Here is a 13,114-nt window from a genome sequence, read left to right as displayed (position 1 = left end):
GCGGCCACCTGGGGCACCCGGATCGCCCCCGCCACCGACCCCCAGGAGGCCCTGCCGTGAAACCCGCGCTGAAGCGCTCGCTCCACGCGGCCACCTGGGGCATGGGACGCCTCACCTCGGGGAGCCGAGTGCTGCCCTCCTTCCTCATCGTCGGGGCGCAGCGCTGCGGCACCACCTCGCTGTACCGCGCCCTGTCCCAGCACCCGCTCATCCTCAAACCGGTGCTGCGCAAGGGCGTGCACTACTTCGACATGGCGTACGACCGGGGCCTGTCCTGGTACCGGGCGCACTTTCCGCTGCGGGTGTCGGCCTCCGCACTGGCACGCAGGTACGGTTGCCGGCCCCAGGCCTTCGAGTCGTCGCCCTACTACCTGTTCCACCCCCTGGCCGGCCCCCGTATCGCCCGCGACCTGCCGGGTACCAGGCTGATCGTACTGGTCCGCGACCCCGTCGAGCGGGCCTACTCCGCGCACGCCCACGAACTGGCCAGGGGGTTCGAGACGGAGCCGTCCTTCGCCAGGGCCGTGGAACTGGAGGAGGAGCGGCTGGCCGGGGCGGTGCGGGCCCTGCGCGACTCGCCGCACTCGACGAACCTGTCCCACCGCCACCACGCCTACCTGGCCAGGGGCCGCTACGCCGAGCAGCTCGCCCGGCTGGAGCCACTGGTCGGCAGGGACCGCCTGCTCGTCATCGACAGCGGCCGGTTCTTCGCCGAACCGGAGCTCGTCTACGACCGCGTGCTGGCCTTCCTGGGGCTGCCGCACCTCGGCGATCCGGTGTTCGAACGGCACAACTCCCGGACCAGACCCGCTCCGATGCCCCGCAGGCTCCGTCGCGAGCTGGCCGGCCGCTTCGAGGAGCAGGACACCCTGCTGACCTCGTGGCTGGGCGGGGAGCCGTCGTGGCGCCGCTGAGCCCCACCCGTCTGGCGGGTCTGACCGGGGCCGCGCGGAGCGGGGTGGCGGGGCTGCTGGGGGCGGGTGCCGGGGCCGCCGCTCAGTTCCTGACCGTCGTACTGGTCGCCAGGGGGGTGGGCCAGGAGACGGCGGGTGCCTTCTTCTCGGTGACCGCCCTGTGCCTGGCGGTCGCCACGGTCCTGCGACTGGACGCGGGGAACGGGCTCGTCTACTTCGTCGCCAGGTCCCGTCCTTTCGACCACCGCCGCACCTCCGGCTACGTCCGCGCGGCGCTCGTCCCGGTCGCGGCACTCTCGCTGGCGGCCGCCTGTGCGATCATCCTCAGCACCTCCGACCCCGCGCTGCGGGTACTGGCGACGGCCCTGCCCGCGGTGACGTGCTCGGGCGTCATGGTGAGCGCGACCCGGGGGTTCGGTTCGATGCGGCCGACCGTGCTGCTGGACGGCGTGCTCCAGCCGTCGGCCCAGCTCGCCCTGGTCGGGACCGTGGTGCTCGCGGGCCGCGACTCGGTGCCGCTGCTCGCCGCGGCCTGGGCACTGCCGTACCTGCCGGTGCTGCTGCTGGCCTCGGTCTGGTTGCACCGGCGGCTGCCTCGGACGTCCTACCTGCCGGGCACCGCGCACGACCTGTGGCGCCACACCTGGCCCCGATCGCTGGCGGCCGGAATCCAGGCGGTGTTCCAGCGGCTGGACATCGTGATCGTGGCGTTGCTGGCCGGGCCGGCCGAGGCCGCCGTCTACACCGCCGCCACCCGTTTCAAGATCGTGGGCCAGCTGGCCGGCCAGGGCCTGGCGCAGGCCACCCAACCGAGGCTGGTGCGGGCCCTGGCCGAAGGCGACCTGCCACGTGCCCGGGAGCTGTACCAGTCGGCCACCCTCTGGCTGGTCCTGCTGACCTGGCCGGTCTGGCTCGGGTACGCGGCACTCGCTCCGTGGCTGCTCGGAGCCGTCTTCGGGGACGGCTACGCCTCCGGCGCACCGGTGGCGATCGTGCTGGCCGTGACGATGACGCTCGCCACCGCGTGCGGGATGGCCGACGTGGTGCTGACCGCCGCCGGACACACCGGCGCCAGCCTGGCCAACCTGGCCGCCGCCGTCGCCACGACCGTGCTGCTCGACCTGCTGCTGATCCCCTCCCTGGGCTCGCTCGGCGCCGCCCTCGGCTGGGCGGGGGGCACGATGGTCAAGAACCTGCTGCCGCTCTGGCACATCCACCGCCGGTACGGTCTGCGGCCCTTCGGCGCGCACAGCCTGGCCGCCCTGAGCCCGTGGCGGGCATCCTGATGGGCGCTGTGCCCCCCATGCCCCCCGTGCTGGTCACCGGGCTGCCCAGGACCGGGACGAGTTGGACGGGCAGGATGCTCGCGGCGAGCGGGGAACTGGTCTACGTCAACGAACCGCTCAACCCCGAGCATCCGCCTGGCGGCTCCCCCGGCGTCCTCGACTCCGTGGTCGGCCACCGCTTCCAGTACATCTGCACCGACAACGAGCGGGGCTGGCTGCCCGCCTTCACCCGCACCGTCGCGCTGCGCTACGGGTTTTGGGCCGAACTGCGCCGCAACCGCTCACCGTACGACCTGGCGCGGATGGTCCGGTACGGCACCGCGTTCACGCTGGGGCGGCTGCGTGGCCGCCGGGCGCTGCTCGATGACCCGTTCGCGCTGTTCTCCGCCGGATGGTTCGCCGACCGGCTCGGATGTCGGGTGATCATCCTGCTCCGCGACCCGGTGGCCTTCGTCGGTAGCTGGCAACGGCTCGGCTGGACCGTCTACTTCCACGAACTACTCGAACAGCCGCTGCTGATGCGCGACCAGCCCCACCTGGAGGCGCTGCGCCCGCTGGTCGGCTCCCAGGACCGCATCGCCAAGGCCGTGGCCCTGTGGCGGGCGGCCGGGATCACCGCCGCCGACCTGGCCGGACGGCATCCTCGGATAACCCTGGCCCGCTACGAGGACCTGGCCCGCGACCCGCTGACGGAGTTTCGCCGCCTGTACGAACGGACCGGCCTGACCTGGTCGGCCCGCGCCGAGGGGCGCGTTCGCCACGCGTGCACCGCCGCGTCCGGCGCGAGTGGCGACGGCTTCGCCTGGAGCGGCCTGTCCCGTACGGCCTACCGGCCGATGGACTCGCGCCGCGCCCTCGCCGAGGCCGACGCCAGGCTGAGCCCGCAGGAGGCCCTCCGGGTCAGGGAGCTGGCCTCCTGACGGACGGCGTTCTCTCAGGAGGGTCTTTCAGGAGAAGAGCCCGCGCAGCAGGGATACCGCGAGGAGCCTGAGGGCGTACGGCAGGTCGTCGACCAGATAGCGGCGAGCCAGCCTGCCAGGCTCCCGGGTCAGCCGGAAGAGCCACTCCAGGCCGCCCCCGCGCATCCACGCCGGAGCCCGCCGGACGGTGCCCGCGGCGAAGGCGATCGCCGAGCCACAGCCGACGAACCAGGTGCCCGGCAGGTCCCGGCGGAGCGAGGCGATGAGCCGCTCCTGCTTGGGGAAGCCGAGCCCGACGAAGACCAGCCGGGGTGCCGCGGCGATCACGGCGTCGCGTACCCGGGCATAGCTCTCCGGATCGTCCTCGAACCCGTACGGCGGGGCGTCGACTCCGGCGATCATCAGCTTCGGGTGGCGGCCCACCAGCTCGCAGGCCGCCTGCACGGCCGCACCCGCGGGGCCGCCCAGCAGGTACACGGGGTGGCGGTAGAAGGCGGCGGCCTCCGACAGGGACCAGATCAGGTCGGCACCGGCGACCCGGCCGGGCAGGGGGGTGCCGAGCAGTCTCGCCGCCCAGACCAACGGCATGCCGTCCGCCACCGCGAGGTCGGCGCCTTCGACGAAGCCGCGGGCCCGCTCGTCGCGGGCGACGATCCGGCTGATGTCGATGTTCGGGGTGACGAGGTGGCCGCCCTCACCGCGTTTCAGCGCGGCGACCACGTGGTCGACCACCTCGCCCTCGGTCATCGGATCGATCGCGACGCCCGCCACCCGCACGCGCCTGCGCAGGCGTCTGCGGGTGGCCTTGTCCGGCCTGGGCCGCCGGCGGGGGGCGACCTGCGTCGCCCCCCGCCTGGCGGCCGGCGTCCCGGCCCGCCCGGCGACGGCGGGCAGGCCGGGCACCGGACCATACCCGGTGGTCGCGGACCGGTGGTCGGTGACGGGCGGGATCGACATCACGGCGTGAACGGCCTTGCCCGTCGCGAACGGGGCGATCTGCGGGTCGTAGCGAGATGGCGCCAAAGGATGCCCGGTGACCTGCCCCATCACGGCGGGAACCACCGGCAGGCCGTAGCGGGCGGACGCGCGCGGACGATCGGCGGTCCGCCCCACCTCCGACGGAGCGGCGAGCAGATCATGGCGAGCGGTCATTGACGGGCGCTCGGCGCCCCGCCCCGGCAGGAGCGGGACGACCTGCACGCCGTGGCGCGCGAGCACCGGCAGGCGTTCGACGGCCTGACCGGCCGAGGGCGGGGCGACCTGCGGGCCATAGCGGACCGTCACCCGCGGACGCTCGGTGATGGGCGCCATCAGATGCCGTGCCCTCGGTGGTGCAGGACGCTGAGCAGGGTCCGCGCGGGGACCAGGCCGGCCGCCACCGCGAGCGCGATGGGTGCCCGGGGCTCGCCGTGGCGTGCGGTGAACGCCCGCCAGGCCCAGCGGCCCGCCTCCCGCCGCTGGCCGAGGGCCGCGTGGTGGAAGGCGAGCTGACCGTAGACCCGCGCCGCGCCGCGCGGATCCACGGCCAGATCAGGGTGCCGGGCGAGCATCCACTGCAGCCCGGCGATCCGGTCGGCCCAGCGGGCCACGTACGAGGAGCCTCCCCAGCGCACCCGGACCAGAGGCCGGTCGACGTGCACGATGGGGTGCTGGGCCGCGGCGCGCAGCGCCAGGTCCCAGTCCTCGTTCTGGCCCTTGGGGGCGCTCTCGTCCACCCAGAGCCCGCCGCGCCGGAACACGAACGTCGAGGAGTGCACCATCACCATGCGCGAGCGCACCAGGTGACGGTAGGTGACGCGACTGGTCCCCGCCAGGCGGGGAATGCGGCGCGAGCCGTACTCGACCTCGATGGCGCAACTGGAGAAGCGGGCGTCCGGCTCCGCCTCAAGCGCGGCGACCTGGGCGGCGACCTTACCGGGCAGCCACTGGTCGTCGTCGTCGCAGAAGGCGACGAGATCGGTGCCGAGGGCCGCGATGCCGGTGTTGCGGGCACCTGGCAGGCCCGGGGTGAGCCGGTTGGCCATCACCCGCACTCCCCGCGAGGGCGCCCCGCGCCGGCCGGGTGCCAGTGCCCTGCTGGCCAGGAGGTCGGCCACCTGGTCGGCGACCCAGGCCGGATCTCCGCCGTCCACGACCACCACCACCTCGACGGGACCGGAGTGGTCCTGACCGAGCACCGCGAGCGTGGCCGCGCGCAGCTGGTCGGGCCGGTGTCCCCGGGTGGGGATGACGACACCCACCGATGTGTTCACGCGAGTCTCCTGTGATAGCCATACTTGATCATGAGCGGCCAGGTCAGCGCGGTGACCAGGCGCAGCTGCCGGGACCCCGCGGCGGCACGCCAGCCGTCGTCCCTGGTCAGCTCGGTACGGCCGACCGTGAAGCGGATGGGGTTGCCCGAGGCGGTGTGCGCCGTCGAGAGCTCCGCCCAGCTGCCCGAGAGGAAGTCGAGGCGGCAGGAGAGGCCGATCCCGGCGACCAGGCGCCTGAGCGTGTCGGCGGGGGCGCCGAGCAGGTCCTCATAGCGGACCCGGGTGACCGGGACACCCCTGCGGGCGAGGAGTCCGAGGCCGAGGTTCTCGCTCAGCCAGTGCAGCGAGGTGCGGGAAGGTGACCAGTGGGTCATCGGACGCCCGTCCTCCGGGCGCTCGACCCGCCTGCGCCAGGAGTGCGCGACCGCGCGGGGGTCGCGGACCACGTGCACGACATGGACGTCGACCCCGGCCGCCGCCAGGCAGAAGGCCAGCGAGGCGTGCTTGCTCGAATCGATCACGACCGGGCAGTCGGCGACCTCCCCCGCCGCGTCGTACAGATCGCGGTGGACGGCGACATACTCGTCCAGCTCGGCGGTTCCGGGTGTCGGCCACCTGCCGTTTCCCGCCCGCTCCTCGGCCAGCATCCTGGCCAGGGTCGGGATGCGCCGGGTGCGGTCGACGCGGGCCCTGAGCGCGATCATCCGGCGGGCCAGGTCCGCGGACCAGCCTCCGAACGCGCGCATCCCGACCTTGTCCCAGAAGGGGCACGTCCCGAAGGGCTCGCCGCATCCGCAGGCCTCGTCCGCGAGCACACTCCTGGCCCAGAGGTGGACGACCTCGCCGAGCGGCACGATACCGGGGACCTCCCCGAGCAGGCGCTCCAGCAGCGTGGTCCCGCTGCGGCCGAGGCCGCCCAGGAAAACCACCCGAGCAGGTGACGGACTATCAGACACAGGCACGAATCCTTACCCGATGGATACGGAACGTGCCGAGGCTAGCGCGGAGCGTAACGGAGAGGTCAGAGAACGGACAAAGGATCTACCCAGTGAACGCGGCACCGTCCGCCGGTGCCGCGTTCCCACGATGAGGGCCGACCCGGGTGCGGGACCTGGAGCATCCCGTACCCGGTCGCCGGCCGGCGTGCTCAGGGAGTCACGACGGCGATCTTGTCGACGTAGTCCTCGGTGACCCAGAGGTTGTCGTCGGGTCCGGCCGTGATGTCGAACGGCCCGGAGATGACGGTCGGCAGCGAGGTCTCGGTGATCGTCCCCGAGGTGGTGACGCTGGCGACGTTGTTGGCGCACTGTTCGACGAACCACAGGTTGTTGTCCGATCCGACGGTGATGCCCCACGGGCAGCTGTCGGGATCGGTGAGCGGGTACTCGGTGAAGGTGCCCGCGGTGGTCATGGAGCTGACCTTGCCGTTGGCGTCGGTGTACCACAGGTTGCCGTCCGGTCCCGTGGTGATCCCGATGGGGACCGCGCCGGAGGACGGGACGGCGAATTCGGTGATCGTTCCGCCGGTGGTGATCCGCCCGATGTTGCCCACGAGCGCCTCGGTGAACCACAGGGCGCCGTCCGGGCCGGTGGTGATCCGCCAGGGGTAGGCGCCCGCGGTGGGCAGCGGGTACTCGGTGATCGTCCCCGAGGTGGTGATCCGCCCGATCTTGTTGCCTTCCACCTCGATGAACCACAGAGCGCCGTCCGGACCCGCGGTGATCCCCCAGGGGTAGGCGCCCGCGGTGGGCAGCGCGTATTCGGTGATCGTCCCCGAGGTGGTGATCCGCCCGATCTTGTTGCCCACCGCCTCGGTGAACCACAGAGCACCGTCCGAACCCGCGGTGAGGTGCCCCGGCTGGGAGTCGGTGGTGGGGATGGCGTACGAGGTGAACACGCCCGCCGTGGTGACGCGCCCGATCCTGTTGCCGTAGTTCTCCGCGAACCACACCGCGCCGTCCGGCCCGGTGGCGATCCCGATGGGGGTCGACGGGCTGGTCGGTATCGACAGCTCATTGATCGTCGGTGTCCGCAGGATCTGTGCCGTGCGCCCGGCCTCCGTGGCGAACCGGGGCCGGGACGCGGGCGGGAAGTGACAGCGGATGCGCCGATGCTGTGGCATCTGCTTGAGCTTGAGGCAGATCTTCACCCATGGACGCGGAAGGGAGGGCCGGTGTGGCGGGGCACCGGAGGCGGACACGGGCATGGGGATGCTCGCCGCCAGGATCAGAGCCATGACCACGAGCGGATATCCCAGGCGCCTTGAGTAGCGATGCATGACGTCCCTTCGAAAAAAGAAAGCCCAAAAGGAAGGCGGGTGGACCGCCGGGTGTATTCGAGCGATGTGAGATCCGCGGCGTCGGAGCGCTGTGAGCGAGAATCTGCGGGCATCGGCACGAACACCCTGCACGAACACCCTGAAGGCCCGCTCCGGACGATGTTCGTCACCGCTGTCCGGCCTCGGCGATCCCAATATCCCGCTCGGCCGCCGTTCGTCGTCGATCATCTGCGTCCGTGGCTGGTCATGGAAGCGCCAACTCATCGGCGGCGACCAGGGGCGCGTCCGGTTCCGTCGGCGGGCGGTCTCAGACGCGTCGGACGCGCGGACTCCGGGTGGTCCCCGCGGGCGGCAGAGCGGCTCGATCGGCCGGCGTCATCGTCCTGCGCCGGACAGCGGACCGCCGCTCAGGCGACCGAGTGGGTGATGACACCGCGGTAGACACCCGTGGCGGTGGCGGCCGAGACGGTGACGACGAGCGTCGGCGCCCAACTCGTGGAGGTGGGCAGAGATATCGTCTTGCGTCCGGTGAAGGCGGTCACCGATGTGGACAGGGGAACAGCCTGGGCCGCGGTGGCCTGCCCGGGAGTGCGGCTGCCGCCACCCGATGAATCGGTGACTGTGCCGGACCAGTAGGAGATGTTGGCTTTTGTGATGGTCTGCGCTGGCGATCCGCCACCGGTGGTGAAGTCCGTGGCCGACACGGTCGCCGTCCAGGGGGGAACTCCGCTCCGGGAGTCGACCACGGTCACCGTACCCAGAGAGGCGCTGATCGTGCCGCCCGCGGCGCCGCTGCCCAGATTCGCCGAGGTGGGCACGGTGATCGTCAGCGTGTCGGCGCGCCAGGCGACCGTCGCGCCAGCCACGGCTCCGGAGGTCGGAGCCGCGGGAGCGCCGAGGGCCAGCGGCAGGACGATCGACGCAACCAGTGACAAGGGGGTCCGCGCGACGAAGCCGCCGGCCCGGCTCTTCCTCATGGCGATTCCTCACATGTGAGTCGTGGGCGATGCACGTGGAGCATCCGTTCGGTGACGCACGGAAACCGATGGCAGCCTAGATCACACGATTCGGGGGACGTTCTCCAAACTCGTCCGTGGGCGGTAAGTCCCCGGCAAAGGCATCGCGGGAAACCTCGCGCCGACGCAGCCGGGCAGGTCGGCCGGTACCGGTGAAAGACCAGCCCCGGCGAGAGAGGTGGCGAGAGGGTCCGCCTGGTCCAGTCACCCGGCCGGTTCGTCCGCACGCCCTTTCCGACGATCAGGTCACCGATCCGACAATTACCGGTAGTCATCATGTGATCACCAAATGTTTCCAGATGCCTCCGGAGACGGCTCTCGAAAACCGATCGCCACGCAAGATGTGATCACGTAAGAACGGCCCGGCCCAGCGGCGAGAGTCCGGCGGAGGAGATCAGCAGTGTCCAGAAACCGTCTTTGCATTCCTCTGGCAGGTATCGCCGGAGTGGTGGCGGCCATGATGACGGCTCCGTCCTCCCAGGCCGACACCTGCCCCGCGTCGACCACCTGTTCCACCACGGTGACCTTCACGGTGACCGCCCCGAACGGGCTGACGATCACCGTTCCCAATGGCCCGGTCAGCGTTGGAAGCGGCACGCCGGGCAACCAGATCAGCGGGCAGCTCGGCTCGATCACGGTGTCCGACCAGCGTGCCGCGCTCACCGCGACCTGGATCGCGACGGTCATCGCGGCCTCGGGGGGCTTCACCACGGGAGGCGGCACGGCCGCCGAGACCATTGCCACCGCCAACGTCTCCTACTGGTCCGGCCCCGCGACCGCCACCACCGGCACCGGCACCTTCGCTCCCGGCCAGGCCAACGCGGCGGCCGCGCAGACGCTGAGCGCGTCGCGCACCGCCTTCAGCAAGACGACCGGCTCCGGCAACAACTCCGCCACCTGGAACCCGACCATCGTCATCAGCGTTCCCGCCCAGGCCGTGACCGGCACCTACACCGGCACGGTGAGCCACTCCGTTGCCTAGCCCACTGCTACGGCGGCTCGTCTCGGCGGCGCTGCTCGCGCTCCTGTCGCACACGATGATCGGTGCTCCGGCGAGCGCGGGCACCGGGCACCGGGAGGCGCGTCCGGCCGACGAGGCATTCCTCGGCATCAGGTTGCTGGAGATTCCCGCCAACCGGATGGACGATCCGCGATCACATGCCTTCATCGTCGACCATGTCAATCCCGGCACCACCTTCACCCGGCGTTTCGAGGTCTACAGCACCTCGGCCAAGCCCCAGCACGTGCGGCTGTATGCCGGCGCGGCCGATATCCGCGGCGCCCGCTTCACCTTCGCACCGGGCCGCACCCCCAATGAGCTGAGCTCATGGATCACGCTCAACCGCCCCGCGGCCGACCTGCCGGCACACGGCAGCGCACCGGTCAAGGCCACCATCGCCGTGCCGGCGTGGGCGACCAAGGCGGAGCGGTACGCCGTCATCTGGGCAGAGGTCTCCTCGGCCGGCCCGGACCCGAGAGGCAACGTCGCACTCGTCAACCGCGTCGGGATCCGCGTCTATCTCGACGTCGGTCCGGGCGGTGAACCGCCCTCGGACTTCCGGATCGGCGGGATAGTCCCGCAGCGAACCGGAGACGGGCAGCCGAAGGTCGTGGCAACCGTCGCCAACACCGGACGACGCGCCATCGACGTCGAGGGACAGCTGACCCTGTCAGCAGGGCCCAGCTCGCTGAGCGCCGGCCCCTTCCCGACCGACCGCGACACGACCCTGGCGCCCGGCGAGCAGGGAGAGGTCACCGTACTGCTGGGCAAGGTCCTCCCCGACGGACCGTGGAAGTTCCGCCTCGCCCTCCGCGGCGGCCGGATCGGGCACACCGCGACCGGAACGCTCACCTTCCCCGCCAAGCCCGGCAGCTGGGGCCCACCGGCGTCGTTGGACTCCCCACTGACGCTGGCCCTCTCGCTCGCCGGGCTGGTGGCCCTTGTCGCCGCGGTGATCCTCCTCATCGGCCTCCGTCGTCTCCGCGCACGTCAGCGGATCCCGGCCGCCGGTCATCTCCGCGGCGACCTCGTCTGACGTCGGCCGACGTACCGCGCCGACGGCCGGACGACAATGACCGGTCCCGAAGACACGGAACCGCCCGCGGCCCGGGCCGGGTCTCTCCCGTGACGTACGAGGAAGGAGACCACGGCGCCGGGCGCGGGCGGTGGCAGCTACTTGGCGTCGACGATCATGCCGGCACCGACGGTGTTGTTGGTGGCCTCGTCCACGAGGATGAAACCACCGGTGAGGCGGTTGCGGGCGTAGTCGTCCACGAACAGGGGCTGGGTGACGCGGAGCGAGACGCGTCCGATCTCGTTGAGACCGAGCGAGGAGGCGGTCTCGTCCCGGTGCAGGGTGTTGACGTCCAGCCGGTAGTGCAGGTCCTTGACCAGGACGCGGGCCGTACGGGTGGTGTGCTTGATGGTCAGCTTGGCGCGCGGGGCCAGCTTGCTGGAATCCGTCATCCAGCAGATCATCGCCTCCAGCTCCTGGGAGACGTGCGGCTGGTTGTTCGGGCGGCAGATCATGTCGCCGCGCGAGATGTCGATGTCGTCCTCCAGCCGGAGGGTCACCGACATCGGCGGGAACGCCTCGTCGACCGGTCCGTCGAAGGTGTCGATCGACGCGATGCGCGTGGCCAGGCCCGAAGGCAGGTGCATGACCTCGTCCCCCGGCTTCAGCACGCCTCCGGCGACCTGGCCGGCGTAGCCTCGGTAGTCGTGGAAGGCCGGGTCGGTGGCCCGCTGCGGGCGGATGACGTACTGCACGGGGAAGCGCACGTCGACCAGGTTGCGGTCGGAGGCGATGTGCACGTGCTCCAGGTGGTGCAGGAGCGAGGACCCGTTGTACCAGGGGGTGTTCTCCGAGCGTGCCACCACGTTGTCACCGTGCAGCGCCGAGATCGGGATGAACGTCAGGTCCGGCGCGTTCAGCTTGGAGGCGAAGGCGGTGAACTCCTCGCGGATCTCCTCGAACCGCTCCTGCGAGTAGTCGACCAGGTCCATCTTGTCGACGGCCAGGACCAGGTGCGGCACCCGCAGCAGCGTGGTGAGGAAGGCGTGCCGCCGCGACTGCTCCAGCACGCCCTTGCGCGCGTCGATCAGGACGATCGCCAGGTCGGCGGTGGAGGCACCGGTGACCATGTTGCGGGTGTACTGGATGTGCCCGGGGGTGTCGGCGATGATGAACTTGCGCTTGGGAGTGGCGAAGTAGCGGTAGGCCACGTCGATGGTGATGCCCTGCTCCCGCTCGGCCCGCAGGCCGTCGGTGAGCAGCGACAGGTCGGTGTACTCGGTGCCGCGGTCCCGGGAGGTGCGCTCGACGGCCTCCAGCTGGTCCTCGAAGATCGCCTTGGAGTCGAAGAGCAACCGCCCGATGAGCGTCGACTTTCCGTCGTCGACGCTTCCCGCCGTGGCAAAGCGAAGGATGTCCATCAGAGGTGCTCTCCAGAGGTCGTACGGCTCGCGGCGCGGGACCGCGCGGGAAGAAGGGAGACGGGAGGGTGGGTGAGCACTAGAAGTAGCCCTCCCGCTTGCGGTCCTCCATGGACGCCTCGGAGGCGCGGTCGTCGGCGCGGGTGGCGCCGCGCTCGGTGATCCGGCTCACCGCGATCTCCTCGATGATCGCCTCGACCGTCGCGGCACCCGACTGGACCGCGCCGGTGCAGGTCACGTCGCCGACCGTGCGGTAGCGGACCGTCATCTCCTGGAGCGGCTCGTCCTCATCGCGGATGATGAACTCACTGTCGGCCAGCAGCATGCCGTCGCGCTCGAACACCTTGCGGGTGTGGGCGTAGTAGATCGAGGGGATCTCGATGCCCTCGCGCCGGATGTAGTCCCAGATGTCGAGCTCGGTCCAGTTGGACAGCGGGAACACCCGGATGTGCTCGCCCTTGCGGATCCTGGCGTTGTAGAGGTTCCACAGCTCGGGACGCTGGTTCTTGGGGTCCCACTGGCCGAAGTCGTCGCGGAAGGAGAACACCCGCTCCTTGGCGCGGGCCTTCTCCTCGTCGCGGCGGGCACCGCCGAACACGGCGTCGTACTCGTTCTCCTCGATCGCGTCCAGCAGCGTCGTGGTCTGCAGCCGGTTGCGCGAGGCCCTGCGGCCGGTCTCCTCGACGACGCGCCCGGCGTCGATGGAGACCTGGACGCTGGCGACGACCAGGCGCGCGCCCAGCTGCGCGGCGCGGCGGTCCCGGAACTCGATGACCTCTGTGAAGTTGTGGCCGGTGTCGACGTGCATCAGTGGGAAGGGAATCGGCGCGGGCCAGAACGCCTTCTCCGCGATGCGGAGCATGACGATGGAGTCCTTACCACCGGAGAAGAGCAGACAGGGACGCTCGAACTCGGCCGCGACCTCACGCATGATGTGGATCGCCTCTGCCTCGAGGACGTCGAGCTGCGACGTGGTGTAGTCGCGCTGAAGCATCAAACTCTCCTAGCGGGG

At 71.1% G+C, this 13,114-nt stretch carries 12 protein-coding genes; 5 read left to right on the top strand and 7 right to left on the bottom strand.

Annotation, left to right across the window (positions count from 1 at the left end; all coding sequences use genetic code 11):
* Positions 1 to 56: 56 nt before the first annotated feature.
* From ACFQVD_RS37755 to ACFQVD_RS37745, 3 genes are read left to right on the top strand one after another with little or no spacing between them, the layout of a single operon-like run.
* On the top strand, positions 57 to 914 hold the full coding sequence (locus ACFQVD_RS37755) for a sulfotransferase (RefSeq protein WP_343977880.1): 858 nt from the start codon (positions 57 to 59) through the stop codon (positions 912 to 914).
* Positions 902 to 2,200, top strand: a complete 1,299-nt coding sequence (locus ACFQVD_RS37750; protein ID WP_343977883.1) for a lipopolysaccharide biosynthesis protein — start codon at positions 902 to 904, stop codon at positions 2,198 to 2,200. Before ACFQVD_RS37755 ends, ACFQVD_RS37750 begins: the two co-directional genes overlap by 13 nt.
* 17 nt (positions 2,201 to 2,217) lie before the next feature.
* Positions 2,218 to 3,120 (top strand): sulfotransferase, encoded by a 903-nt coding sequence (locus tag ACFQVD_RS37745; RefSeq protein ID WP_343977900.1) that lies wholly within the window; start codon positions 2,218 to 2,220, stop codon positions 3,118 to 3,120.
* A gap of 27 nt (positions 3,121 to 3,147) precedes the next feature.
* On the opposite strand, the gene ACFQVD_RS37740 is transcribed toward ACFQVD_RS37745, so the two are convergent.
* From ACFQVD_RS37740 to ACFQVD_RS37720, 5 genes are all read right to left on the bottom strand, one after another.
* Positions 3,148 to 4,404, bottom strand: a complete 1,257-nt coding sequence (locus ACFQVD_RS37740) for a WecB/TagA/CpsF family glycosyltransferase (RefSeq protein ID WP_386368787.1) — start codon at positions 4,402 to 4,404, stop codon at positions 3,148 to 3,150.
* Between the two features lie 26 nt (positions 4,405 to 4,430).
* Complete coding sequence (locus ACFQVD_RS37735) at positions 4,431 to 5,372, bottom strand: glycosyltransferase family 2 protein (RefSeq protein ID WP_343962563.1); 942 nt, start codon at positions 5,370 to 5,372, stop codon at positions 4,431 to 4,433.
* Complete coding sequence (locus tag ACFQVD_RS37730; protein ID WP_364223656.1) at positions 5,369 to 6,301, bottom strand: sulfotransferase; 933 nt, start codon at positions 6,299 to 6,301, stop codon at positions 5,369 to 5,371. The genes ACFQVD_RS37735 and ACFQVD_RS37730 overlap by 4 nt, the downstream gene beginning before the upstream one ends.
* Before the next feature lie 218 nt (positions 6,302 to 6,519).
* Positions 6,520 to 7,608 carry a Vgb family protein gene (locus tag ACFQVD_RS37725; protein ID WP_343962567.1) on the bottom strand — a complete coding sequence of 363 codons (1,089 nt, stop codon included), beginning with the start codon at positions 7,606 to 7,608 and terminating at the stop codon, positions 6,520 to 6,522.
* Between the two features lie 449 nt (positions 7,609 to 8,057).
* A complete protein-coding gene (locus ACFQVD_RS37720; protein WP_343962570.1) occupies positions 8,058 to 8,627 on the bottom strand; it encodes a hypothetical protein in 570 nt (189 codons plus the stop codon).
* A 496-nt stretch (positions 8,628 to 9,123) separates the two neighbouring features.
* Here ACFQVD_RS37720 and ACFQVD_RS37715 point away from each other — a divergent pair, with 496 nt between their 5' ends.
* Both ACFQVD_RS37715 and ACFQVD_RS37710 read left to right on the top strand, forming a co-directional pair.
* Positions 9,124 to 9,648 (top strand): hypothetical protein, encoded by a 525-nt coding sequence (locus tag ACFQVD_RS37715; RefSeq protein WP_343962572.1) that lies wholly within the window; start codon positions 9,124 to 9,126, stop codon positions 9,646 to 9,648.
* Positions 9,641 to 10,702, top strand: a complete 1,062-nt coding sequence (locus ACFQVD_RS37710; RefSeq protein WP_343962574.1) for a hypothetical protein — start codon at positions 9,641 to 9,643, stop codon at positions 10,700 to 10,702. Before ACFQVD_RS37715 ends, ACFQVD_RS37710 begins: the two co-directional genes overlap by 8 nt.
* A 137-nt stretch (positions 10,703 to 10,839) precedes the next feature.
* Here the strand turns inward: ACFQVD_RS37710 and cysN are convergent, their stop codons facing one another.
* Together cysN and cysD are read right to left on the bottom strand one after the other, a co-directional pair.
* Positions 10,840 to 12,102, bottom strand: coding sequence for a sulfate adenylyltransferase subunit CysN (gene cysN / locus ACFQVD_RS37705; RefSeq protein ID WP_386368784.1), 1,263 nt, complete (start codon positions 12,100 to 12,102; stop codon positions 10,840 to 10,842).
* Positions 12,103 to 12,181: 79 nt separating this feature from the next.
* Positions 12,182 to 13,096, bottom strand: a complete 915-nt coding sequence (cysD, locus tag ACFQVD_RS37700) for a sulfate adenylyltransferase subunit CysD (protein ID WP_343962578.1) — start codon at positions 13,094 to 13,096, stop codon at positions 12,182 to 12,184.
* Between the last annotated feature and the right edge of the window lie 18 nt (positions 13,097 to 13,114).

The organism is Streptosporangium amethystogenes subsp. fukuiense (assembly GCF_042665875.1).
GTDB classification, from domain to species: Bacteria; Actinomycetota; Actinomycetes; order Streptosporangiales; family Streptosporangiaceae; genus Streptosporangium; species Streptosporangium fukuiense.
This window is presented reverse-complemented; position numbering and strand designations above follow the sequence as displayed.

Bases quoted from the DNA above. Each gene is read 5' to 3' on its own strand.
- ACFQVD_RS37745 (WP_343977900.1), top strand. From the start codon at position 2,218: ATGCCCCCCGTGCTGGTCACCGGGCTGCCCAGGACCGGGACGAGTTGG.
- ACFQVD_RS37725 (WP_343962567.1), bottom strand. From the start codon at position 7,608: ATGGCTCTGATCCTGGCGGCGAGCATCCCCATGCCCGTGTCCGCCTCC.
- ACFQVD_RS37720 (WP_343962570.1), bottom strand. From the start codon at position 8,627: ATGAGGAAGAGCCGGGCCGGCGGCTTCGTCGCGCGGACCCCCTTGTCA.
- ACFQVD_RS37715 (WP_343962572.1), top strand. From the start codon at position 9,124: ATGATGACGGCTCCGTCCTCCCAGGCCGACACCTGCCCCGCGTCGACC.
- cysN (WP_386368784.1), bottom strand. From the start codon at position 12,102: ATGGACATCCTTCGCTTTGCCACGGCGGGAAGCGTCGACGACGGAAAG.
- cysD (WP_343962578.1), bottom strand. From the start codon at position 13,096: ATGCTTCAGCGCGACTACACCACGTCGCAGCTCGACGTCCTCGAGGCA.